Here is a 24,317-nt window from a genome sequence, read left to right on the forward strand (position 1 = left end):
AAAAATTATTTTGGATGAAATATTTTAAAAAATATTTCAAAATTGCTTATCATAGCAAAAATCATTTACAAGGATAATATTTGAAAAAGCGCAAATTTATTTTTTGAAATATGAAAATATAAAGTTTTTAAAGCACTAATTCATTAATTTCAAGTCTGATTATCAAGTCTTTAGGTTTAAATTGTGTTTGTCAATTTAGAGCGTTAAATTTGTATAAATTTACAATTACAAAAAAATTAATGAAAAAAATTATTTCGTACAGAGCATTATTTGGAGCAACCAAAACAACCGAACTTGCTGAATTAAAGACCACTTACAGAAATTTGATAAAGGAATGGCATCCTGATAAAATTGTAAATGATGAGGAACGTAAAGCGGAAGCGGCTTTGAAAAGTAAGGCAATTATTGAAGCTTATGATTTATTGGTGAGCATTGCCCCAGAAACACACGCTTTAAATGCCGAAGAATACGTTCGTATTACAACTACTTTAAATATTGAAGATTTCGATTACAAAGAAGAAAAACTAAAAATTATTTTTCAAGATAACATCGTTTATGAATATTTCGGCGTACCTAAAAATATTTACGCTAAATTTGTAAATGCCCCTTCAGTAGCAAGATTTGCTAAGCGGCACATTTATAATTCGTTTACTTTTAGGAATGTTAGTAAATAGAATTTAATTGACAATGAAACAGCCTCTAAAATAATTTAGAAGCTGTTTTTGGTTTAAACCTACGCTCCCAAAACCTCAAAAGTAAAATCTCTAACCCGTTTAGTCAAAGCGATATCATCTTTCAACGATTTCGTGTAGGAAGGAATCATTTCGGCCAATTTATCTCTCCATTCTTTCGATTGCATGAGTTCTGGAAAACATTCTTCTATGACTTCCAACATCACCACTACGGAGGTAGATGCTCCAGGAGATGCTCCTAACAAAGCGGCAATCGTTCCATCTTTGGCCGTTACTACTTCCGTCCCAAATTCTAAAACGCCTCCGTCCGCTTCGTCTTTGCGAATTACTTGCACCCGCTGTCCTGCAATAGCAAGTTCCCAATCTTCATCTTTGGCGGTGGGAATAAATTCACGCAAAACATCCACTTTTTCTTCCAACGAAAGCATGACTTGCTGAATGAGATATTTTGTCAAAGGCAAATTATGAAGGCCGACGTTGATCATCGGTAAAATGTTATCAAAAGAAATCGATACGGGCAAATCTAAATACGAACCTTCTTTCAAAAACTTCGTAGAAAAGCCTGCAAACGGTCCAAAAAGCAACTCTTTTTTACCATTTATTATTCGAGAATCCAAATGCGGAACCGACATTGGGGGCGTTCCAACTTTAGCTTTTCCATACACTTTTGCCTCATGCTGGGCAATTACTTGCTCGTTCTTACACACTAACCACTGCCCACTCACTGGGAACCCCCCAAATCCTTCGGCTTCGGAAATATCGGATTTTTCGAGTAATCGCAACGAACCCCCACCCGCACCGATAAACACAAATTGAGAAGTAACGTGTCTTTCTTCGCCTGTAATTGTATTTTCTACCCGCAATTTCCAAGTCTTATCGTTCTGTTGTTCGAGGGTTTCTACTTCTTGATTTAAGAAAACATCTACGTCATATTTATCCTTCAAATATTTACAAAGATTCCGAGTTAAAGTGCCAAAGTTTAAATCTGTTCCGTGCGTTGTGCGAGTGACGGCAATGGGTTCGTTGGGATTTCTTTCCGTCATCATCAGCGGAATCCAAGTTTTAATTTGCTCAAAATCATTCGAAAATTCCATTCCTTCAAACAAATGACATTTTTGCAAAGCCACAAAACGTTTTCTAAGATATTCAACATCTTCTTGCCCTTCCACGAAACTTAGGTGCGGTACTTGATTAATAAAATCTTTGGGAGCACCAAAATAACCATGTCCGACCAAATAAGCCCAAAATTGTTTCGAGACTTCAAAGGATTCAATAATTTTGATGGCTTTTGAAATATTGACCGTACCATCGTCTTCGAGCGGTGTATAATTCAGTTCGCACAAGGCCGAATGACCCGTTCCTGCATTATTCCAAGCATCTGAACTTTCACCCGCAATACGGTCGAGGCGTTCATAAATTTCTATTCTGATGTCTGGATTGAGTTCTTTGAGCATTACGCCGAGCGTAGCGGACATAATTCCCGCCCCAATTAAAATCACATCAGCTTGCGTCGAGGTGTTTTTTTTGTTAATATTCATTCTTCACAAATTTTAAATTATTCTGTGCTATTTATTCCTCCTCCTCTTTACCCGGAAACAACCATTCTAATTGCTCAATATACCAGTAATCTGCATTATTTGCCTTCAACATCTTTTTACATCTATCTTCAAAATGCGACATCAAATTATTGTCTTTTATCATTTTCATCACTTTTTTGAAAGCCGTGATTGAAGCGTTGTAATTCGATTCTGGCATCCCACCAAATTGATTCGCAAGGTCGGTGGCTACTTCCACTCGGTAAATTAACAAATCAACTACATCATAAGGGAACAAAGCAATTTTCTCGTACTCAGAAATTATTCCTTTTATGGTCGTATTATTTACCATTCCCTTCGGATTGCCACCCGATGTCCAAAATTGTTTGTATATTTTATCTTTAAATCCATTTAAAACAACCTGACGTTCTTCTTCTGTCATTAAATCTTGATTATAGAAATCTTTTACCTGAGGAAGTTTGTTATAAAGTTTTAAAATCTCCTGCTTTAATTCATCCTCAGACATTTCATCAAGGATTTTTTTCAAATCTGAAATTTTTGATTTTGCCATTATTATGTCCATTAAAAGGGTGCAAATTAACTAATTAACCAGTCATTCACACAAAGAAATCAATCCACAAGTAAACTTCTGGCGTAAATTTTGAGTTAAAACAATAGATTAGATACGATTTTTATAAAATCATTTTCTATATTTGGCGAAATGTAACGTTCGTTACCTTTAAAATAAGATATGTCGAAAAACTTAGTGATAGTAGAATCCCCAGCGAAGGCGAAGACCATTGAGGGATATTTAGGAAAGGATTTTACCGTGAGGTCATCGTTTGGTCATGTGCGAGATTTGCCCAAAGAAAACGATGCCATTGATGTAAAAAATGGTTTTAAACCTACCTATATCATTTCTCCAGAGAAAATAAAAGTAGTCAATGAACTCAAAGCCTTAGTTAAATCTTGTGATGAAGTTTGGTTAGCAACCGATGATGACCGTGAAGGAGAAGCCATTTCTTGGCACTTGAAAGAGGCTTTGGGATTGCCTGACAACACCAAAAGAATCGTTTTTAGAGAAATTACTAAAAAAGCTATTCAAAATGCCATTCTAAGCCCACGCACTATTGATGTGGATTTGGTGAATGCTCAACAGGCTCGTCGGGTTCTTGACCGCTTGATTGGTTTTGAATTATCGCCCGTGTTATGGTCGAAAGTTAAAAAAGGGCTATCTGCGGGACGTGTTCAATCGGTTGCCGTTAGAATCATCGTTGAACGTGAGCGTGAAATTGAAGGATTTAATTCAAAATCATCTTTCAAAATTGTGGCTTTGTTCAATCTTACAGGTGGAAAAGTTTTGCAAGCAGAATTACCCAAAAACTTTGAAACCGAAGCGCAAGCCAAAGCGTTTTTAGAAAAATGTATTGGGGCAGAGTTTAAGATTAAAAACTTAGAAACAAAACCTGCTAAAAAAACGCCTGCTCCTCCTTTTACCACTTCAACCTTGCAACAAGAGGCTTCTCGTAAATTGGGATATTCGGTGGCTTCCACTATGTCGTATGCTCAAAAACTATACGAAGCGGGTAAGATTTCGTATATGAGAACAGACTCAACGAGTCTTTCAGAAGATGCCATTGAGAATGCAACGGCGGCCATTAAAAGTGCTTACGGTGACAAATACGTTTTTAATAGACAGTTCAAAACCAAAGACGAAAACGCTCAGGAAGCTCACGAAGCCATCCGCCCAACCGATTTTTCTGCTAACACTGCTGGTGCAGATTTGAAAGAAAAACGCCTTTATGAATTAATCTGGAAACGTGCCATTGCCTCTCAAATGGCGGATGCACAATTGGAAAGAACTACCGCCACGGTCAGTATTTCAACAACATCCGAAGACTTAATTGCGCAAGGTGAAGTTGTAAAATTTGACGGTTTCTTGAAAGTATATTTGGAAGGGAAAGATGATGAAGATGACGAAGAAAATTCAAAAATGCTTCCTCCGCTTACCATCGGACAAATTTTAGATTTAGACATTCTGAAAGGCACTGAAAGATTCTCTCGCCCATCTGCCCGTTACACGGAGGCAAGTTTAGTGAAGGCTTTGGAAGAAAAAGGCATTGGTCGTCCTTCAACGTATGCACCCACCATTTCAACAATTATTAAACGTGAATATGTGGTAAAAGAAGATAGAGAAGGCAAAGAACGTTCTTTCCGAGAAATGATTTTAAAGGATAACAAAATCACGGAAAAAGTAAATAAAGAAACTTTCGGTACTGAAAAATCTAAATTATTTCCAACCTCAGTTGGTATGGTTGTGAATGATTTCTTGGTTGATAATTTCAAAAACGTAGTCGATTTTAAATTTACTGCCGATGTTGAGGATGAATTTGATGAGATTGCGAAAGGGAAAATTGAATGGTCTGAAATGATTGGCAATTTCTATACGGGTTTCCACAAAACGATTGAGGACAGTAAAGGAATAGATAGAAACACCGTTGGTTCTTCTCGTGAAATTGGAATTGACCCTAAAACGGGCAAAATGATTTCTGCCAGATTAGGAAAATTTGGGCCTTATGTTCAATTAGGTGAGCAAAAAACCAAAGACGAAGAAAAACCTTTATTCTTCAATTTAAAGAAAGATCAATTAATAACTACCATCACTTTGGAAGAAGCAATAGCTTTGATGGAATTACCTAAATTACCTCGTGAGATTGGTTTTTACGAAGATAAACCTATGATTATTGGGGCTGGAAAAATGGGGCCTTACATCAAACACGATGATAAGTTTACGAGTTTGCCACCGTCAGAAGACCCATTTACCGTAACCGAAGCACGTGCAATTGAGTTATTAATTGAGAAACGTGCCGCAGATTTAGGCAGTGCCATCGGCGTTTTTGAAGACGAACCCATTACTTCTGGAAAAGGCCGATTTGGTCCTTATGTGAAACACAATGGAAAATTCTATTCTTTGGGACGTGGTGAAAGTTTGGAAACAATCACTTTTGACCGAGCAGTTGAAATTATCAATAAAAAACGAGATGCCGAAGCCAATAAATTCTTAAAGGAATTCCCTGAGAATGATACTATAAAAGTGCTGAACGGAATGTACGGGCCTTATATTCAGATTGGGAAACGTAACGTTAAAATTCCAAAAGATATGATTCCTGCTGATTTGACTTTGGAAGATTGTATCCGTCTGGGTGAAGAAACACCATTGGTTGCTCCGAAGGGACGTAAGAAATAATATTTTATATGAGAACGCAGGCTGGGTTTTGAACCCAGCCTGCGTTAGTCCAATAATTCGATTCACGTGCTTAACTTCCTAAAAGTTTAACTCCAATGGAATTATTTCGGGAAGTTGCTCCAATTATTCTCAATAAAACACAAAAAGCCCCTCAATTATTTTTTGAGGGGCTTTTCTATGTTTTATCAATAATTTATTTGCCCACAGAAATCAAATTGGCAAATAAACGATAAGCACCAGACACTCCCGCAGGTAGTTGTCTAAAAAAGGCATAACCTGTAAAAATATAATTTCCTTTTCCGTATTTTGTGTAAAGCAATCCTCCGTTTAAGGGTTTTTCGGTTGGGTCGTTGGATGATAAAATAGTTTCGTATTTCGGATCCCATTCATTGGCAAAATATAATCCTCTTTCTTGAATCCAATTATCAAAATCCTTGTTGGTAATTTTATTTGGTGAATTCAATAATGGACTTTCTGGTTTTAAGAAACGAATTTCTGCTTCTTCAACGGTTACTCTATCTCTCGAAACTTTGAAAGGAAAAGGTCCCATACCTCCGTCAATTTTTTGAAGATTGTTATTCACTTGATATTGAACCACCATATTTCCTCCTTTCTGCACGTATTCCATCAATTTTTTCTGATAATATTTCAAACGTTCTTCGGTATTATACGCCCGTACACCTACCACGATTGCATCATATTTTGATAAATCTTCATTGAATTCTTTTTCGGTCAGCATCGTTACCGCATAACCAATTTGACGTAAAGCGGCCGGAACTTCATCTCCTGCGCCAGCAATGTATCCAATATTTTTTCCTTTAAATTTAATGTCTAATTTAACCACTTTCGCCTCCGAAATAGGGAAAAGGGTTTGCGGAGGAATATGGTCGTAGGCAACCGTTAAAATTCCTCGGTCGAAAGTTCCGTTGGCCGTTTTTGCAACAACTTTAATTTGTCCTTCCGAATCTTTTGAAGAAGGTATAACTTTAAAACTTACTTTTTGTTCTTGATATTTATTTACCAAATTAAAATCAATACTCGCAGGAACAGATTTCCAACCGTTTGGCAATTCTAAACTTACCGAACCCGACACATTTGATTTGGCAGATTTTAACGTTACTTCAACATCCTTCGCTTGATTATCCGCAAAAACATAAACTTTATCCGAAATATTGGCCGCAATCTCTGGACGAATTTCAAAGCTACGGTATAATTCTCCTCGAGTTTCGTCCGTATATTTAAAAATAACTGGCGTAGTAAAGGTTAGCATCTGATTATCAATGGTAAACGAAAATTCTGCTTGCAAATCCGCTGGTTTTTCGGGTAGTCCAATCAACTCCTGATTATCAACTCGATACATTCCTTTGCCCATTTTCTTTTCCGCTAACCAATACGGTTGCGTAAAAGGCTGACCTTTTGGGATTTCTACGGAAAACGTAATTCGTTGTAGTTCGTTATTTACTAATTCGGTTTTCATGGTGGTATCTTTGCCCAAACCAATTAAACGAATTTTATTGAGGGTAATTGGCAAATCAGAACGTTTAATTAATGTGGTGGAAACATTTATTTTCTCGCCCGAAGCCGCTGCATATTCATTCGGATTTACTTCAAAATATAGTCCAGCACACGCAATAATGAGATTTTCTAATTCTTTCTTCTTTTGCGTTTTCCAATATTCATCTTCCAAATTATTAACTAATTGATAGGCTTTCAAAAGCGTTGGAACGATAGTGGATGGATTATCGGCATTGAAATTTTTAATGGCTTCATTGACCAAAACTTCAACTTCTTTTCCCCCTTTTACCCGATTCCAAGTAATATCAACGCCATCAAAAACATCTTTATCCGCTTTATCGCCAAATTTATGGACAAAATATTCTGGTCTTGACCCACGACCACGAGGCACACCAAATCCTTGTGATTTATGTTGCGAACGACTTTCAGCCGCAATTTCGTTGTACGATTTTCCTAACAATGGATTGTAGGCACCAATATCCACTTGAATCCAATCTTTTTCTGCGGGCTTTTGGGTTTGGGCAACCGTTCCAAAATTGAAAGTATTCCAAACTACTCTTTTGGCTTGCCAAGGTTTTACATATTTTAATTGTTCTGGGTATTTTGTCGGGTCGCCCGAAATCTTGAATGCCTCTTCTGCCAAAACCGCCGAAGCTGAGTGATTTCCATGTCCTGCACGAGCATCTGGTGGAAAACGACAAATAATCACATCGGGACGAAGGTTTCTGATTCGCCAAACCACATCACCCAATACAGCATCTTTTCCCCAAATCTGCATGGTTTCATCGGTATTTTTCGAGAAACCAAAATCATTGGCTCGGGTAAAATATTGTTCGGGGCCATCAATAGCACGAGCCGCCAAAAGTTCTTGGGTTCGGATAAGTCCCAATAAATCAGAGAGTTCTGAACCAACTAAATTTTGTCCGCCGTCTCCCCGAGTTACTGAAAGATAAGAAGTGCGTACTTTTCGTTCTTTGGCAAGCCACGAAAGCATGATGGTATTTTCATCGTCTGGATGTGCCGCCATATAAAGTGCAGAACCAACAACGTTCAATTTTTTGAGATTCAGGATAATCTCGCCCGTTGGCATGGGTTTAATGGGTTGGGCATTAAGCAACGAGCATTGAGCAATGAGCAAAAGGATTAGAAAGCGAAATCGGTGGTTCGTCATGTTATTTGGTTATTGTTTGAGATGATAACGATAATCTTACACAAATCTACTAATTGTGGTTTGATTTAGAGAGGTGATTATCTATTTTTGGAAAATATTTAACTTTAATTCCTTTAACATGACTTCATTACAAATCGTCCAACAGTATTACGAATACTTCAATCAGAAAAATTGGCAGGGAATGCTTTCGCTTTTACATACCGAAGTTCGTCACGAAAGTAATCAAAGCGATGTGAGAATCGGTATTGATAAGTTCAACGATTTTCTCAAAAAAATGGATGAGTGTTACGAAGAACAATTGACTGATATGGTATTTTTTACTGAATCATCCAACCAAATAATTGCGGCTGAATTTACGGTAAATGGCATTTATAAAAAAGCTGATGACGATTTACCGCCCGCTCATCATCAAAGTTATGTCCTTCCAGCGGCGGCTTTTTTGGCATTAAAAGAAGGTAAAGTTTCTCGGGTAACTACGTATTATAATCTGACTCTTTGGCTCGAATTAGTTTCAAAGTAGCACTCAACTAATGACATACAAACCATTCAAAGGCAAAGAAATCGAAACTATTTTCGATGATTTAGCCTATTTAAGAATTACAGTTTTTAGGGATTATCCTTATTTATACGAAGGCACGATTGAATACGAAAAAGAATATCTTAAAATCTACTCAAATTCAGAACGGTCATTTTTGTTTACGGTTTATGATGGTGATAAAATGGTTGGAGCAACCACCTGCATTCCACTTTCTGATGAATCCGAAGAAGTCAAAAAACCTTTTCATGAAGCAGGATTGGATATTGATGCTATTTTTTATTTTGGTGAAAGTATTTTGTTACATCCGTATAGAGGCTTAGGAATTGGAAATCGTTTTTTTGATGAAAGAGAGGCTCATGCTCACAGTTTTGGAATTTACAATATGACTTGCTTTTGCTCCGTTTTTCGCCCCGACAATCATCCACTAAAACCCGTGAATTATCAACCACACGATAAATTTTGGACAAAAAGAGGTTATCAAAAAAATGATTCTTTGCAAAGTCAATTTGATTGGTTGGATATTGTTGAATCTAAATCTACTCTGAAACCCATGATTTATTGGACTAAAAATTTATGAATCTCAACCTTGCAACCGCTCAATATCCAATTACTTATCACGAAAGTTTTGGGGCTTGGCAAATTCATACTGAAAATTGGGTTAAATCGGCCGTAAACAAAAATGCTGAACTATTGCTATTTCCAGAATACGGTTCGATGGAATTGGTAAGTTTATTTTCAGAAGAAATCCAACAAAATATTCGCCGACAAGTCATTGAAATGGATTCCTTAAAGACTAATTTCTGTAAAACTTATGAAGATTTAGCCAAGAAATATCACGCCATTATCGTTGCTCCAAGTTTTCCTGTTTTAGAAAATGGTAAAATTTATAATCGTGTTTACGTATTCTCTGAAAAAGGTTTAATCGGTTTTCAAGACAAATTTTTTATGACCCGTTTTGAAAATGAAGTATGGGGTATTTCTTCCGCTCCCAAAGTTTTAAGCCTTTTTGAAACCTCATGGGGAAGTTTCGGAATTCAAATTTGTTATGATGTCGAATTTCCCATTGGCTCACAATTGTTATGTGCGGAGGGCGTAAATTTGATTTTAGCCCCAAGTTGCACCGAAACACTGCGTGGAGCAACCCGTGTACACGTAGGGGCAAGAGCAAGAGCCTTAGAAAACCAATGTTATGTGGCAGTTTCGCAAACAATCAATCAGGCAGAATGGTCGCCAGCGGTAGATATTAATTATGGATATTCAGCGATTTATTGCACCGCCGACAAAAATCTTCCCGAAGATGGAATTATAGCCATTCAAAATGCCCAAACGGAAGGATGGTTAATTGAAAGTGTTGATTTTGAATTAATAAAAAATGTTCGAGAAGATGGCCAAGTTTTTAATTATAAAGATACTTCGAGCATTCAAATGAGCCTTTTATTAGAAAATATTACCATTAAAAAAGTAAAAATCTGATTTTGGGACAAAAAAGAAGCCCACCAAATGGCAGGCTCTTTCATTATAATCCTTACTTTGTTTATCTTATTGTAGCGAGTAAAACGCTACAAACCTTTCCCTATTTATACAACATCACATTACTCATCGTGATGGTTGGCTCAAATGAGCATCTTTCAGGATTTGGTAAAAATTTTATAATCTTCCAGTCATGGTCTGCATCATTTACAGAACCCACACAGCCATAAATTTTCTTGCAATTTTCATCCGCATAAGATTGATAATTTTGCATTAACGCTTCATTATCTGAAGCATTAAGCGTGTTAAAATCATCAATCATTTTATTGTAACCCTTCACATTTACATTATGATTTAGGGTTTCAATCAAGACAATCTGCGTGTTACTTTCAATCGCATAATTGGCAATATCTATACTGCCTAATGATTGTTGTAAACTACCAAAACTCATCTTTGACATTCCTGCATTTTGCAGTTGAACGAGCGAATTCTCATGTTGAGAATCTTTTGAAGTTTTATCATTGACAGTGTATGCAACTGTGTGATAATTCTTCGGGCGAGTAGCTGAGTCTTGTTTGCCACAAGAATTTAAAGTAAGGACAAATAGACCCAAAACTAAGGCGGTTTTTTTCATGATTCTTCTATGGGTTTAATAGTGAATTGAAAAAAATAGTTCTGAACTTCCTGATTATCAAGTATGTAAGATTACGAAGCTAAATCTTTATGGACAAATAAAATTATTTATTTTTTTGAAAATTTATTATTCATTTGGTGAAATTTGATAATTCAGAATTTTTTAGATTTTTTTGAGGGTAAGAAAAAATTAATTTTGATTTATTTTTTTAAAATAGAATTAAATATTTTATTCCAAATAATTAATTTTAAACCCTAAATTGCTCTTAAATCCTATATAAAACGCTCAGTGACCCATACCGTACAAGCTAAAGAAACACTTTATAGCCTCTCGAAAAAATATGGTACAACCGTTGAACAACTCATTAAAATCAATGGTTTGAAGTCAAATGATTTATTTATTGGTCAAGTCTTAAACATTGATTTTCCCGCTCCTATTTCAATAACGCCAAAACCTCCAGTTATTGTTGATTCTGCCTTTGAAAGAAGAAAGGATTTCCAAGTAATAAAGGAAAATAAAGGTACATTCAATAATTATGTTTTGAGTTTTCCTACGCCTACGGGTATCGTTTCAACAGGCATTATGCGTGACAATTTCCCTTGGCCAAATATTGCGAATACAAAAGGCATTAGTTACGTTGGAAAATCGCTCTTCCAAAATAATATTCAATCTTTTTCTGATTTATGTCAACAATCATTTTACGTTGATTTACTTCATTATATTGCCAAGAACGAAGGTTACTTTGATGCTATTAATTAGTTACGACAAAGCGATTTTCTCGTTTGGATTTATTCAATTTACGGGCGGATTAGCGAGTGGTTCTGTGCTTTCGAGGGTTTTGCAAAGATTTAAGACAAGAGACGAATATGCTTTCAATGATTGTTTTGGAAACTATGGAATGAATATCCAGAATTATAAAGTGCCAACTTTTCAAGTAGAAACGCCTTCGGGAATAAAAGAAGGAGATGCCGCCTATTTGGAAGTTGCCAACGATTTGCAATTAACTACGGCATTTATTGCCAGCGGTTTCAGAAGAAGTATGATACGTTCGCAAGTAGAAATTGCTTTGGAAGAATACGTCTTGAAAGCCCTTTCACCTACGCAATTGATTTTTATTAATGGAGCAAATTACACGTTAAATCAACTCATCAGAACGCAAGGAGGTTTTGCTTTACGAGTAGATTTATGCGTAAATCGGGGCTTGGGAGGTTCAATTTTAGTGTTAAAAAAGGCAATAGAACAAATGATTGCTGAAAATAAATTGTTGGATATTTATAAAATAAATGAAAAGACATCAGTTCAGAAAATTGCCGATAATGATGTTGAGACTTGGAAAAAACAAAGGGTTCTGAAGTTGTTGGATAGTGGATTTTCTTTTGAGAAATAAAAAGCAGTGTCGTGTTGACATTGCTTTTTTGTTAATTTTCTTTTATTCGTAAATCAAATTCAAAATCTTCTAAATCAATAATTTTAATTCTTTTAATATATGGATGATTGATATTAAACAAATAATTGGATTCCTTATGAATAATTGATGAGGGTACTTTTAAAACGGCACTTTCTGCTCTTTCTAGCCAATCTTCACCAACAGATTAGATTGGCAAATTTCATACGTTGAATCATCAGACTTATTCCAACCTCCTTCTAAATTTTTTAATAAAATTTCTTCCATCAAAATATCATCTGGAATATCAATCACCATTACTTTAAACGCTTGTTGTAAGCCTTCCCCTGAACGATGGACTATGTTTTCGAGACACGCTAATGCTCTTGTAGATGCTGTGTAAATCACATGAGAGCCTTTTTTACTCCATCTCGCCTTGTTTCCAGAAGCGTTCAATTTATTAATCCATTTTGCCAGACCGATTCTATAAACTTGCATAAGATTTTTAATATTAGGCTAAATCACCGAACTCAATACGAATTAATTCTTCCATCACCAATTCAATCCCACCTGATGTTTCCATCAATTCAACGGGAACTTGCCAACCTAAACCGTAGGCAGGTTTTTGAATCCAACGGCGAAATGCTTCTAATTCTCCAAAAATCTCGGTGCCTTTTCTGAAAAGAGCAATAATTTTTAGGGCGTGTTCGCTACTGACTATATCAAGATTTTTGTTTTCGTGGGTATAGCGGGTAATGGTTTTGGCGGAAGTATTGAATAATTGGGCAATTTGTTCTTTTTTAAATCCTGAAAGCAAAATAATATCATAGTATGCCTGAGCACTCAAACCTTTTCGAGCATTGAAAACAATTGAAATATTATCACGAATTTGCGAATCATATTTTGAATAAATGGCTGCTTCTTCTTGAGCTAACATAATTTTCGTTGTTTGTTATTCGATGATTGATGTTCCTAAACTTCAAATAGTTTGGTACTTTAAAAGTGGATAATCTTTCGATAAAGCTCTTTCGAAATACCTGTTCAAAGTAAAGGAAATTTGTCCAGAAAACAAGACAAATTTCCAATTCATATAATTTCCTTCTTTCGGTCAAAAGTCAAAAACAAGTAAATACTCAACACGGCAATAATCGTTTCAAAAACTATCAACGCATGAATTATTCCAAAAGCATCGGCCAAATAACCCAAAAACACCGCAGGAATTCCGAAACCGATATACCCGTAAAACATATATCCCGATACGGCTCTGGCTCGCTGTTGTCCGCCCAAATTGGCGATTAATGCCAAACCTCCTTGATAACTAAATCCATAAGCCGCTGAACCAATGACGGCAGTGCCTACTAAAACGACTGGAAGAATTCCATAAAAACATCCCAAAACAACTAATCCAAATCCGATTGGAATTAACATAAACCCCAATTTCAAACTTAAATTTGGCGCAAATCTTTGACGAATAAATGGTTGCAAAAACGCCCCGGTCCAGTTAATTAAAACCAAACAAAAACCTGCATAAGCGGTGAAACCAAATTTGGCTAATTGCGTAGGAATAATGGAAATAACCACGCCAGTAGCCGCCCAACAAATTGCGATAGATAAATTTATTGGAAAAGAACTCTTCGGAAAGTAAGGAAGCCGGAGTAAAGAACCGCCCATAGGTGGCAAGTTTGGCAATTTTAAAGCCAAAATAATTCCAATAAGTGTGATTGCCACCGCAATAAAATAAGTAATGGGAGAATGAGTAAAATGAATCAAAAGGGCAACAGTTGTAATAAATGCTCCTCCACTAAACCCAAGAGCGGTGGACATAGAAGTGGCATTTGCCGCACGAGTCGATGCATCAGGATTGGGCAATAGAATTTCGGCTAAATAAGCCGTACCAGTTCCCATACTCAGTCCAAGGGCAATGCCTTGAAAGAAACGAGCAAAAATCAAAGCATAAACATTTGGGTAAATGGAAATAATTACATCGGAAAATAAGGCACAGAATAGGCTAAAAATCAACACGGGTTTTCTACCAATTTTATCAGAAATTCCTCCCAAAAAAATATAGCAAGGAATCATTCCCAAAACGTAAGTAGCCAATACCAATGAAGTTTGACCGTTATTAAATCCAGCCAAAGCGGCATAGGGACGAAAAAGTGGCATCGAAAGATTGACAGCGAGGGTAATCAAAAATAAAGCAAACGGAATGGTTTGGGTTGGTTTTATATTCATTATGGTTTTTATATTTCTACAAAGTAAAACAAAAACGGGTTAGCAAAATTGCCAACCCGTTTTTGTTTTTGAGAATATATGCTCAAAAGCTATAGCTTACTTTTTAGTTACACGAATAGAAATTCTACGATTTGCGGAACGTCCTTCTTCTGTCTCATTCGTTGCTACTGGATTTTCTTGTCCGTAACCTTCTGATTCTAAACGAGCATCAGTAATTCCTAACTTAATCAATTCTGCTTTAACCGTTGAAGCTCTGTCGCCCGATAATTTCAAGTTTGCATTGGCATCACCCGTATTGTCGGTATAGCCGCCCAATTTAATATTTACGTTTGGAAATGCTTTCAAAATCTCAGCAATATTTTTCAATTGTTTTTCTGAACCTGCTTTCAAGATTGATTTGCCATTTTCAAAAGTCAAGTTATCAAAATCAAACCATGCTTTTTTATCAATTGCTTGGTCTTTATTTTCGATGAATTTCAACAAATTACTTTCAATTCCATTTTCTGGAATATTCAACGTTACACCCGATGAAAGGGCTTTGTCCAATTTCGCCCCTAAGTTCTTAATTCCCTCAGAAACAGGCAATTCAGAAGCTAATTGTGGCGTAATTGCTTCAATGTTCATCCCTGCCATTGCTTTGGTCGTTGAAGAATCAACGGCAATATATGGCGCAATTACTAAAGAAACGATTGACATTAATTTAATCAAAATATTCATTGAAGGACCAGAAGTATCTTTGAATGGATCACCAACTGTATCACCCGTAACGGCCGCTTTATGAGGCTCAGAGCCTTTTTTGTGCTTAACGCCATCAATCAAAACACCTTTTTCAAAAGATTTCTTAGCATTATCCCAAGCACCACCAGCATTTGATTGGAACAAGCCCATCAAAACACCCGAAACCGTTACACCCGCTAATAAACCTCCCAAAACTTCGGGTCCCATCGTGAAACCAACCAATACAGGCGTAATTAAAGCAATTGCTCCTGGAAGAATCATTTGTTTAATTGAGGCTTCCGTTGAAATAGCGACACATTTATCGTATTCTGGTTCAGCTTTATATTCCATAATTCCTGGAATTTCACGGAACTGGCGGCGCACTTCATTTACCATTTCCATCGCTGCTTTTCCAACCGCTGCAATACACAAAGCACTAAAAATAAATGGAATCATCCCTCCCACAAATAAACCTGCCAAAACGTCTGCCTTATAAATATCAATTGCTTTAATCCCAGCAATACCCACAAAAGCGGCAAATAAAGCCAAAGAAGTCAAAGCTGCCGAAGCAATCGCAAAACCTTTACCCGTTGCTGCCGTTGTGTTACCCACTGCATCTAAATTATCAGTACGCTCACGAACTTCTGGGGGTAATTGAGACATTTCAGCAATACCACCTGCGTTATCCGCAATTGGACCAAAAGCATCAATGGCTAATTGCATTGCCGTTGTTGCCATCATACCAGCCGCTGCAATTGAAACACCATAAAGTCCAGCGAATTTATACGAAAGAATGATACCTGCTGCTAATACCAAAATTGGTAAAACCGTTGATTCCATACCCACTGCCAAACCACCAATAATGTTGGTAGCATGTCCTGTACCTGATTTTTCAATGATTGATAACACAGGACGTTTTCCCATTGCGGTATAATATTCCGTGATAATCGACATTAAAGCACCCACGACCAATCCAACCACAATCGCCAAGAAAACGCCATTTGAAGTAAATTCAAATCCTCTAAGATTAAGTGTTTCTGGCAACATTTTTTTCACCAAGAAATAAGAAGTGATAAAAGTAATAATCACCGAAGCCCAGTTTCCTAAGTTCAAAGCATTTTGTACCGAAGAATCTTCCCCTTTGATACGAACAAAGAAAGTTGAAACCAAGGAAGCCAAAAGACCAACACCCGCAATCATCATGGGTAATAAAATGGGAGAAAATCCTCCGAAATTATCTGTTACCTCAATTTCCTGCCCTAAAACCATTGTTGCTAATATTGTTGCCACATAAGAACCGAACAAATCAGCCCCCATACCAGCCACATCACCGACGTTATCACCGACGTTATCAGCAATTGTGGCGGGATTACGAACATCGTCTTCTGGAATTCCAGCTTCAACCTTACCCACTAAATCTGCTCCAACGTCAGCCGCTTTGGTATAAATACCTCCACCCACACGAGCAAAAAGAGCAATAGATTCAGCTCCTAATGAAAAACCTGCTAATACTTCAATTGCCGTTCTCATTTCAACAGAAGTCAAAGGCATATCTTTGGCAAAAACGTTATAGAGTGTAATGAAAAGTCCACCAAGACCCAAAACTGCTAAACCTGCGACGCCCATTCCCATTACAGAACCAGCCGTAAAAGATACTTCCAAGGCTTTTGATAAGGAGGTACGAGCCGCCTGTGCTGTACGAACGTTTGCTTTCGTTGCGATTTTCATTCCAATATATCCAGCCAAAGCCGAAAGGAATGCTCCTAACAAAAAGGAAAATGCAATAATTGGAGAAGAGTGAATGGGATGTTCGGCAGTACCTTTGTTTGATCCTAACCAAAACAATAAAATCGCAGTTGGAATAGCAAAATAAGCTAAAACTTTCCATTCTGCTTTCAAGAATGCAATAGCTCCATCGGCAATGTAGCCAGAGAGTTTTTGCATGTTGGCATCACCTGCGGGTTGTTTTGTCACCCAACTAAAACGCCATGCCGTGTACAGCAATCCGATGATACCAAAAGCTGGTACTAAGTAAATAATGTCCTTCATTTGTTTAATTTAAGGGTTTATTTGTGTTTAATGGTTAAAAATCTAATACTAAACGGTTAAAATTGTTGAAAGTAAAGATCGACGAACATAAAAAAAGGGGTCAATTTTCTAAAAATTAACTCCAAACTTTTATCCAACTGCAAATATACGTTTTTAGGCCGTTTAGTGAAAAAATATTGTAATAATAAATAAAATTTGTCCAATTAAATACACAATTCCTCATACTATTTTAAGGCATTTCTTATCAAAAAATCAACCTTCAACAGTAGAAATAACCCTAAATTCATCTAAATTTCCCGATAATGAGCATCTAATTACATTTGGCATAAAAGAAGGGACTGCTGAATGCAAAACCCATTGACAGACTCAATAAATTTTACCTTTTCACAAATTTACGTTGGTAAAGTTTTTGGTCAATTTTTACATTTACGACATACGTTCCTGCGCTGAGATGTTGCGTACTAATTTCTAAATCATTGTCACCCGTTAATCCGTAAGTATCTGAATAATGAACTCTTCGTCCCAAAACATCAAATATTTCAATCAAAACAGGTTTGAAATCAAGCAGTTTAAAACCCAAAGAAATTTGTTCAGTGGCGGGGTTTGGATAAAGATTTAATTCCTCACACTCTGGACAAATATTGATAGAGTTAATAGTAGATTGTTTTCCTAAATTGGCACAATTAATACTTATTTTAGCATTTCCAATTAAAAAACTACTATTCGGAATTTTGATTTTCAAACTATGGTTCCCGTCAGAAAGTAAAGGCAATTTGAAAAAAAAGCCGTGTTTTGCATTCCCAAAAAATCGTTGAGATTCATGATTTAAACTATCAGCTAATGCTATTTTTATCGTTTTGCCATCCAATTGCACTTCGTATTTAACAGATTCCACAATATTACTTTTATTGACAATCCAGCCGTAACCACCTAAACAATCAGCTTTTTGCAATTGCCCTTCGTACTCAGAATTTATACTTGAATTTTCACAAACGGGCGTAGAATCCTTTATAAAATCCTCTTCCATAATTACTTCTACGGGCTGTCCGCCATTTTTGGCAGAAATATCCTGCCAAATCGGTAATACTTTACATCTTCCCGAACCCATTACGCAACCTCCATCAAATAAAAATTCAGATAATTTAATCGTCATTTTACCCTTGGGACTCACCGAAATTGGCGTTTTATTATTCAGCCATTTATTTTTGATTACTTCCACAAATTTTGGGGAATTTTCCAAAACTTCCATCAGATTTTTTCCTTTTACATTTGGGAAATAAGCAACCATTTTAGCACCATGAGCAAAAGATTGGTCAATTTGCTGAAAAGATTCATTGGCAAGAACGGCTGATTCTGTTTGACTTGGAATTAATTCTTTAAATTCTGCCTCATTCATTACCCATTTATTAGGCATATTACTTCGTATTAAATCCATCGAAAAACGATGATTATACGGCAGAGCATCATTCACTTTTATGCCATCCGTTCCCTCGGCTAAATCCTGAAAAGCCATCGTTCCACGCCTCACGGATAAATCATCGAAGACCGAACCATAATCATTCACAAACTTGAAAGGTCGGCTTACTTTTACAGATTTCACAGTCTGAATAAATTCAGCACTAAAACGCTTTAACATAAAATGTCGAAAATTATACCAATCTCTACCATCCTGGTTTTCAAAGGTGTACTGAAAATACTGGCTATATTTGGGATTGATTTCATTAAAACTTTTCAAATCGTTATAATTTCCCCCCCAAGATTTTTTCAACAAATTCAAATCATTACAATATCTTCTTCGCAACCAAACCCGGTAGGCTTCTCGCATCGGCTGTGAATAATCAAACATTCCATCCGTAGTCGAATTGCCGAAGGGATAGCCCAATTCTTGTTCGCCCGTAGTGGCTAAACTGACGTACAGAATATCGCCATTTTCTTGGTATTTTTTATACCTCTCCATCACTTCCGTGGTGAAATTTTTCATGCGAGTTAAGGTAGAGGTACTCGCAAAAGAAGTCATTCTACGCTTGCCTGGCCCTGATTGAGCATAATCGTATTTTCCCTCGCCATCAGTCATTAAATCATTCTCGTTAAAATTAGAACACCATTGGCTTTTATCATCGCCACACCAACCGTCCACCCACACACGAAGCCCAATTTTCATTCCCAATTCCGATGCTTTTTTCATTTGATTATCCACTTGAATCCATGGATTTGGCGTACCCGCCCGATAGACTTTCACGTAGTCCCAAAGCACGGCAATATTAACCGCATTAAATCCTAATTGATGCGCTTTTTCAATTTCTTTCACGCCTAAATCATCCTCTTTTTCATCAATATTTACCAATACTAAAGCTAAGTATCGCTGATTATCTTGGGCTATAATCTGCTGACAATTAAGTAGATAAAAAAATAGCGAAACATAAAAAGGCGTATTGAATACGCCCTTCGTCAAAAATTTTATCCGAAAAATATTTTTATCATTCATATCTGCATTTTTGATTATCTTTTGTAGAAAATTGTATAGCTTTGAATAAATAAATTTGTCAATACTAAACGATAATTTCCAATTTCATGAGCGGATTAATTGCCACATTTATGCTTTGGTCGAGCAATAGAAACCTTACCTAATAGCCCTTCTTCAAATCTACTACGTTCAATAATTCTTGTGCTCGCTCAAATCTACCCAAATTCTCTAAAAAGAATTTTACTTTTCCAGAACTTTCTTCCAACCATCCACCCGATGAATGTTGGGTTAAAAGTACATTTTCCATTTCCCAAAGTACACTATCCTCAGGAAGTGGCTCTACTTCTGTAACGTCCAAAACGGCTCCCATGATACGTTTTGCCTTTAAAATTTCTATCAAAGCCTTTTCATCTACATTGGATCCTCTGCCAACATTGACAAACAAAGCCGACGGTTTTAGCATTTCTAAATATGCTTTACTGATTAAACCTTTTGTTTCGGAGGTATCGGGTAACGTACTTACCAAAATATCCGTGTCGGGCAGATAATCTTCAATTTGACTAATCGTTTTTGAATTTAAAACGGTTGTATCACATTCAAACCCAGACAATAATTGCTTGGTTTTCAGACCAATAGCGCCACTTCCCAATATCAGTACTTTTGCATGGTAGAGTAAATGTAGCGTCTCTCGGATGGGAGTGCCTACCCATTTTTTTTGTGTTTGTAATCGGGCAAGTTCATCTATTTTACGATAAACCCCCAAAATTCCTGCTACAGTAGTTTCTGCAACTGATTGTCCAAAATAACCTTTTAGATTAGTCAATTTGAATTGATAATCAAGTAATTGTTGATACGGGTCGAGTCCAGCACTATTGAGTTGAAGCCACTGCAATTTTACGGTTTCATTTGCCCATGCTATTGGCGGATTTCCATAACAAATGTCTGAATCCAAAAATTGTGCTTTTTGATTTTCAGCGGGTATCTCCTCCCCGATTACGACTTCGTATTTTGGAATTAAACTCTCTTTAAAAGACTGATTTTCAGTATTTTGAAATTTTGTGTGAATGTATATTTTCATTTTATTGGATTATTAATGTCTTTACGACCATTTTTGTGCGACTCAGTAGCTCTGACGAAATCGACAAATATATGATTATTTTTGTCAGTAATTAAATCTTTATTACCGCAAGTCTGACAACAAAAAGCCCTTTTGCTGTCAATCTGTCATAAAAAATGGATAAAAAACCTACTGGCATTAAGATTGTTGAAATTAAGGAAAATTAGATTAAAAACTTATTCAAATAATAAATTAATAAATAAAATGGGAAAAATTATCGGTATTGACTTAGGAACAACCAACTCTTGCGTAGCCGTAATGGAAGGTAATGAGCCAGTCGTAATCGCTAACTCAGAAGGTCGTCGTACTACACCTTCAATCGTGGCATTTTTAGATAATGGCAACGGTGAACGTAAAGTCGGAGATGCAGCCAAACGTCAGGCTATTACTAACCCTAAAAACACAGTGTCGTCTATCAAACGTTTCATGGGTAAACGTTATACAGAAGTTGGAAGCGAATTAAAAACGATTGCTTACACGGTTGAGCAAGGTTCAAACGATACTCCACGTGTTCGCATTGGCGACCGTCTTTATACACCACAAGAAATTTCGGCGCAAATTTTAACGAAAATGAAACAGACTGCCGAAGATTATCTTGGACAAACTGTTACAGAAGCCGTTATTACTGTTCCTGCTTATTTCAATGATGCAGAACGTCAGGCTACCAAAGAAGCTGGACAAATTGCAGGATTAGAAGTAAAACGTATCATCAACGAACCAACCGCAGCTGCTTTGGCTTACGGTCTTGATAAAGGTGGTAAAGATATGAAAATTGCCGTTTTCGACTTAGGTGGCGGTACTTTCGACGTTTCAGTGTTGGAATTAGGTGATGGTGTTTTTGAAGTAAAATCAACTGATGGTGATACACACTTAGGTGGTGACGACTTTGACCAGGTAATTATTGAGTGGTTGGCAGGCGAATTTAAAAATGACGAAGGGGTTGATTTACGCAAAGATGCAATGGCTCTTCAACGTTTGAAAGAAGCGGCTGAAAAAGCGAAAGTTGAATTATCATCAAGTGCTTCTACGGAAATCAACTTGCCGTATATTTTCCCTGTGGATGGAATGCCTAAGCACTTAGTACGTACCTTATCACGTGCTAAATTTGAACAATTGGCAGATTCATTGTTCCAACGTATGATGGAACCAGCTAAGCGTGCCATGAAAAACTCTGGTTTTTCAAACGCTGACATTGACGAAGTTATCTTGGTAGGTGGTTCAACTCGTATTCCAAAAGTAGTGGAAGAAGTTGAAAAATTCTGGGGTAAAAAAGCATCTAAAGGCGTAAACCCTGACGAAGCGGTGGCAATTGGTGCGGCAGTTCAAGGTGGTGTTTTGACGGGTGAAGTGAAAGACGTACTTTTATTGGACGTGATTCCTTTGTCGTTGGGTATTGAAACAATGGGTGGAGTTTTCACTAAATTGATTGAATCAAACACAACGATTCCTACCAAAAAATCTGAAACATTCTCCACTGCATCCGACAATCAGCCTTCGGTTGAATTGGTTGTTTTGCAAGGAGAACGCCCATTAGCAGCACAAAATCGTTCTTTGGGACGTTTCCACTTAGATGGTATTCCACCAGCACCTCGTGGTGTTCCACAGGTTGAGGTTACTTTTGATATTGATGCCAACGGAATCCTCCACGTATCAGCAAAAGATAAAGGAACTGGAAAAGAAAGTAATATCCGTATCGAAGCATCAAGCGGTTTGACGGATGCTGAAATCGAAAGAATGCGTCAAGAAGCAAAAGCTAACGAAGCAGAAGATAAAGCTGAAAGAGAAAAAATTGAAAAAATCAACCAAGCAGATTCATTGATTTTCCAAACGGAAAAACAGTTGAAAGAATACGGTGATAAATTATCAGAAGGTAATAAATCAGCGATTGAAGGTGCTTTGACAACTTTACGTTCAGCCCACGCATTACGTGATGGTGGAGCAATTGACACTGCTTTAGAAGCCTTGAACAACGCTTGGGCAACGGCATCAACTGAGATGTATGCGCAAACTGGAAATCCACAAGACGGACAACCAATGGGTGGTGACAATGGACAAACTGCCGATGCAGGTTCAAATTCACAAGCGGAAGATGTGCCTTTTGAGGAGGTGAAGTAATTTGATTTAGGTGTTAAGCCTAAATATATTTAAAAAAGTGTTATGAAATCTCCTTTGTAGGTTTTATAACACTTTTTTTTGTCAAATTTATTTATTCATGCTTTAATAAAGTACGCAATGAATTTTAAATTAATCGGGTATATTGCGATTATATACTCGTTATGTGCTAATTTGAAAAATGAGACTAACAGACAATGAGTGACAAAATTCAATTAAGTGAAACTTTGATAAACTATTTCCACAAAAAAGACTTTGTTGGAATGATTAATTACTGTAATTCAAAAATAGAATTAGACAAGACAAATTATTTACTTTTCGGTGCAAGAGGTAAAGCTTTTATTGAAATGGAAGAATTTAATAATGCAATTATTGACATTTCACGAGCATTAGAATTAAATCCAAACTATGCTTTAGGACTATATAATAGAGGTATTTGTTATTATTCAACAGATAAATATGATTTAGCAATCAGAGATTTAGAAAGTGCAAAATTATTAAATAACGAATTAGATAGTATAGATTTTTACTTAGGAGGGTGTAATTATTTTATTGAAAACTATGAAAAAGCTATTGAATTATTTTCAAATCATTTGTTAAATTATGACGACGAAGTTGCTTTAAAATGGAGAGCGGATATATATAATTTGACAGAACAATATGAAAAAGCAAATATTGATATTGCCCAATTACTTTTGAATGAAGTTCAAGATATTGAGCGCTTTCAAAAAATCAATGAGATTGAAAAAGTAAAAACTGCAAATCCAAATGACAATAATAAATTATTTATAGTTAGTGATTACGGATTCCAAAATCTAAGAGACGAAAAATGTAGTGGGATATATATACTTGAATTTAGCAATAATGAATACTATATAGGACAGGCAAAAAAAATCCAAGTCAGAATTAAACAGCATTTTAAAAAGTATAATGATATTGTAACAGTATATTTCAAACCAACAATTGAAGATTTACTGCTCTCAGAAGAAAATACAACAATAGCAATATTTGAAACCCTAAAATTAAGAATTCGTAATCTCAAACAAGTTGAATTTTTGAATGTTTTTGATGAAGTACAACAAGAAAAATGGGTAAGTAATTTGTCCTACAATACCCTAATAGGAAGCAAATTCAACAATGATGATGTAAGAAATAAGTTCAAAAACAGGTATTTAAAACTTAAAGAAAAATTATATTTTAAGGAGATAATAAATTTATTGAGAAAATATATTAAATCAGCTATTCCAAATTACTTGGCAAGTGAATTTAATTATTGGAATATAACTTGTTTACGGGTGTAGGACAAGTTTGTAAAGTTGGCGAAAATTGGCGAAATTGTTTTCATGGAAAACGAAGAATTAGCATTTAAAGCCCTGTTTGCTAAATATTTAGCATGGAAAGATAGTCAGAAATCACAAACTGATGGATACGAGTATGAAC

General features: G+C 36.3%; 19 protein-coding genes. 9 read left to right on the forward strand and 10 right to left on the reverse strand.

Features of this window, described 5'->3' with window-relative positions; genetic code table 11:
• Positions 1 to 239: 239 nt before the first annotated feature.
• The gene (locus tag AC1W31_RS11075) at positions 240 to 674 is read left to right on the forward strand and encodes a KTSC domain-containing protein (protein WP_481734508.1); all 435 of its coding nucleotides are present in this window, start codon (positions 240 to 242) and stop codon (positions 672 to 674) included.
• Positions 675 to 733: 59 nt separating this feature from the next.
• Here AC1W31_RS11075 and mqo read toward each other — a convergent pair whose 3' ends face one another.
• Together mqo and AC1W31_RS11085 are read right to left on the reverse strand one after the other, a co-directional pair.
• A complete protein-coding gene (gene mqo / locus AC1W31_RS11080) occupies positions 734 to 2,230 on the reverse strand; it encodes a malate dehydrogenase (quinone) (protein WP_481734509.1) in 1,497 nt (498 codons plus the stop codon).
• 31 nt (positions 2,231 to 2,261) lie between these two features.
• Positions 2,262 to 2,798, reverse strand: coding sequence for a DUF6155 family protein (locus tag AC1W31_RS11085; protein ID WP_481734510.1), 537 nt, complete (start codon positions 2,796 to 2,798; stop codon positions 2,262 to 2,264).
• Between the two features lie 180 nt (positions 2,799 to 2,978).
• Between AC1W31_RS11085 and topA the strand changes: the two genes are divergently transcribed.
• The gene (gene topA, locus AC1W31_RS11090; protein ID WP_481734511.1) at positions 2,979 to 5,474 is read left to right on the forward strand and encodes a type I DNA topoisomerase; all 2,496 of its coding nucleotides are present in this window, start codon (positions 2,979 to 2,981) and stop codon (positions 5,472 to 5,474) included.
• Between the two features lie 193 nt (positions 5,475 to 5,667).
• Here topA and AC1W31_RS11095 read toward each other — a convergent pair whose 3' ends face one another.
• On the reverse strand, positions 5,668 to 8,160 hold the full coding sequence (locus AC1W31_RS11095; RefSeq protein ID WP_481734512.1) for a PIG-L family deacetylase: 2,493 nt from the start codon (positions 8,158 to 8,160) through the stop codon (positions 5,668 to 5,670).
• Positions 8,161 to 8,278: 118 nt separating this feature from the next.
• Between AC1W31_RS11095 and AC1W31_RS11100 the strand changes: the two genes are divergently transcribed.
• From AC1W31_RS11100 to AC1W31_RS11110, 3 genes are read left to right on the forward strand one after another with little or no spacing between them, the layout of a single operon-like run.
• Positions 8,279 to 8,680 (forward strand): nuclear transport factor 2 family protein, encoded by a 402-nt coding sequence (locus AC1W31_RS11100; RefSeq protein ID WP_481734513.1) that lies wholly within the window; start codon positions 8,279 to 8,281, stop codon positions 8,678 to 8,680.
• Positions 8,681 to 8,690: 10 nt separating this feature from the next.
• Entirely contained in the window at positions 8,691 to 9,275 is a 585-nt protein-coding gene (locus AC1W31_RS11105) for a GNAT family N-acetyltransferase (RefSeq protein ID WP_481734514.1), read from the forward strand.
• Entirely contained in the window at positions 9,272 to 10,171 is a 900-nt protein-coding gene (locus tag AC1W31_RS11110; RefSeq protein ID WP_481734515.1) for a carbon-nitrogen hydrolase family protein, read from the forward strand. Before AC1W31_RS11105 ends, AC1W31_RS11110 begins: the two co-directional genes overlap by 4 nt.
• A gap of 100 nt (positions 10,172 to 10,271) precedes the next feature.
• On the opposite strand, the gene AC1W31_RS11115 is transcribed toward AC1W31_RS11110, so the two are convergent.
• The gene (locus AC1W31_RS11115) at positions 10,272 to 10,802 is read right to left on the reverse strand and encodes a hypothetical protein (protein ID WP_481734516.1); all 531 of its coding nucleotides are present in this window, start codon (positions 10,800 to 10,802) and stop codon (positions 10,272 to 10,274) included.
• A 288-nt stretch (positions 10,803 to 11,090) separates the two neighbouring features.
• On the opposite strand from AC1W31_RS11115, the gene AC1W31_RS11120 reads away from it, so the two are divergent.
• A complete protein-coding gene (locus tag AC1W31_RS11120) occupies positions 11,091 to 11,561 on the forward strand; it encodes a LysM peptidoglycan-binding domain-containing protein (RefSeq protein ID WP_481734517.1) in 471 nt (156 codons plus the stop codon).
• Positions 11,548 to 12,189, forward strand: a complete 642-nt coding sequence (locus tag AC1W31_RS11125; protein ID WP_481734518.1) for a hypothetical protein — start codon at positions 11,548 to 11,550, stop codon at positions 12,187 to 12,189. Before AC1W31_RS11120 ends, AC1W31_RS11125 begins: the two co-directional genes overlap by 14 nt.
• A gap of 183 nt (positions 12,190 to 12,372) precedes the next feature.
• Here AC1W31_RS11125 and AC1W31_RS11130 read toward each other — a convergent pair whose 3' ends face one another.
• The 6 genes from AC1W31_RS11130 to AC1W31_RS11155 all read right to left on the reverse strand — a co-directional run bounded on the left by AC1W31_RS11130 (position 12,373) and on the right by AC1W31_RS11155 (position 20,726).
• Positions 12,373 to 12,684: an RES family NAD+ phosphorylase gene (locus AC1W31_RS11130; protein ID WP_481734519.1), complete on the reverse strand. Its 312-nt coding sequence runs from the start codon at positions 12,682 to 12,684 to the stop codon at positions 12,373 to 12,375.
• 13 nt (positions 12,685 to 12,697) lie between these two features.
• Positions 12,698 to 13,123 carry a type II RES/Xre toxin-antitoxin system antitoxin gene (gene parS / locus AC1W31_RS11135; protein ID WP_481734520.1) on the reverse strand — a complete coding sequence of 142 codons (426 nt, stop codon included), beginning with the start codon at positions 13,121 to 13,123 and terminating at the stop codon, positions 12,698 to 12,700.
• A 149-nt stretch (positions 13,124 to 13,272) separates the two neighbouring features.
• A complete protein-coding gene (locus AC1W31_RS11140) occupies positions 13,273 to 14,418 on the reverse strand; it encodes an MFS transporter (protein ID WP_481734521.1) in 1,146 nt (381 codons plus the stop codon).
• A gap of 96 nt (positions 14,419 to 14,514) precedes the next feature.
• Positions 14,515 to 17,184 carry a sodium-translocating pyrophosphatase gene (locus AC1W31_RS11145; RefSeq protein WP_481734522.1) on the reverse strand — a complete coding sequence of 890 codons (2,670 nt, stop codon included), beginning with the start codon at positions 17,182 to 17,184 and terminating at the stop codon, positions 14,515 to 14,517.
• Between the two features lie 376 nt (positions 17,185 to 17,560).
• Positions 17,561 to 19,669, reverse strand: coding sequence for a T9SS type A sorting domain-containing protein (locus AC1W31_RS11150; RefSeq protein ID WP_481734523.1), 2,109 nt, complete (start codon positions 19,667 to 19,669; stop codon positions 17,561 to 17,563).
• A gap of 139 nt (positions 19,670 to 19,808) precedes the next feature.
• Positions 19,809 to 20,726, reverse strand: coding sequence for a D-2-hydroxyacid dehydrogenase (locus AC1W31_RS11155; protein WP_481734525.1), 918 nt, complete (start codon positions 20,724 to 20,726; stop codon positions 19,809 to 19,811).
• Positions 20,727 to 20,969: 243 nt separating this feature from the next.
• Between AC1W31_RS11155 and dnaK the strand changes: the two genes are divergently transcribed.
• Positions 20,970 to 22,880: a molecular chaperone DnaK gene (gene dnaK / locus AC1W31_RS11160; RefSeq protein ID WP_481734526.1), complete on the forward strand. Its 1,911-nt coding sequence runs from the start codon at positions 20,970 to 20,972 to the stop codon at positions 22,878 to 22,880.
• 194 nt (positions 22,881 to 23,074) lie between these two features.
• Positions 23,075 to 24,178 carry a GIY-YIG nuclease family protein gene (locus tag AC1W31_RS11165; protein WP_481734527.1) on the forward strand — a complete coding sequence of 368 codons (1,104 nt, stop codon included), beginning with the start codon at positions 23,075 to 23,077 and terminating at the stop codon, positions 24,176 to 24,178.
• Positions 24,179 to 24,317: the final 139 nt, after the last annotated feature.

This window comes from Arcicella sp. (assembly GCF_964672035.1).

Excerpts from the sequence above, each read along its gene's own strand:
- AC1W31_RS11075 (WP_481734508.1), top strand. The coding sequence starts at position 240 with ATGAAAAAAATTATTTCGTACAGAGCATTATTTGGAGCAACCAAAACA.
- mqo (WP_481734509.1), bottom strand. The coding sequence starts at position 2,230 with ATGAATATTAACAAAAAAAACACCTCGACGCAAGCTGATGTGATTTTA.
- AC1W31_RS11085 (WP_481734510.1), bottom strand. The coding sequence starts at position 2,798 with ATGGCAAAATCAAAAATTTCAGATTTGAAAAAAATCCTTGATGAAATG.
- topA (WP_481734511.1), top strand. The coding sequence starts at position 2,979 with ATGTCGAAAAACTTAGTGATAGTAGAATCCCCAGCGAAGGCGAAGACC.
- AC1W31_RS11095 (WP_481734512.1), bottom strand. The coding sequence starts at position 8,160 with ATGACGAACCACCGATTTCGCTTTCTAATCCTTTTGCTCATTGCTCAA.
- AC1W31_RS11100 (WP_481734513.1), top strand. The coding sequence starts at position 8,279 with ATGACTTCATTACAAATCGTCCAACAGTATTACGAATACTTCAATCAG.
- AC1W31_RS11105 (WP_481734514.1), top strand. The coding sequence starts at position 8,691 with ATGACATACAAACCATTCAAAGGCAAAGAAATCGAAACTATTTTCGAT.
- AC1W31_RS11110 (WP_481734515.1), top strand. The coding sequence starts at position 9,272 with ATGAATCTCAACCTTGCAACCGCTCAATATCCAATTACTTATCACGAA.
- AC1W31_RS11115 (WP_481734516.1), bottom strand. The coding sequence starts at position 10,802 with ATGAAAAAAACCGCCTTAGTTTTGGGTCTATTTGTCCTTACTTTAAAT.
- AC1W31_RS11125 (WP_481734518.1), top strand. The coding sequence starts at position 11,548 with ATGCTATTAATTAGTTACGACAAAGCGATTTTCTCGTTTGGATTTATT.
- AC1W31_RS11130 (WP_481734519.1), bottom strand. The coding sequence starts at position 12,684 with ATGCAAGTTTATAGAATCGGTCTGGCAAAATGGATTAATAAATTGAAC.
- parS (WP_481734520.1), bottom strand. The coding sequence starts at position 13,123 with ATGTTAGCTCAAGAAGAAGCAGCCATTTATTCAAAATATGATTCGCAA.
- AC1W31_RS11140 (WP_481734521.1), bottom strand. The coding sequence starts at position 14,418 with ATGAATATAAAACCAACCCAAACCATTCCGTTTGCTTTATTTTTGATT.
- AC1W31_RS11145 (WP_481734522.1), bottom strand. The coding sequence starts at position 17,184 with ATGAAGGACATTATTTACTTAGTACCAGCTTTTGGTATCATCGGATTG.
- AC1W31_RS11150 (WP_481734523.1), bottom strand. The coding sequence starts at position 19,669 with ATGAATGATAAAAATATTTTTCGGATAAAATTTTTGACGAAGGGCGTA.
- AC1W31_RS11155 (WP_481734525.1), bottom strand. The coding sequence starts at position 20,726 with ATGAAAATATACATTCACACAAAATTTCAAAATACTGAAAATCAGTCT.
- dnaK (WP_481734526.1), top strand. The coding sequence starts at position 20,970 with ATGGGAAAAATTATCGGTATTGACTTAGGAACAACCAACTCTTGCGTA.
- AC1W31_RS11165 (WP_481734527.1), top strand. The coding sequence starts at position 23,075 with ATGAGTGACAAAATTCAATTAAGTGAAACTTTGATAAACTATTTCCAC.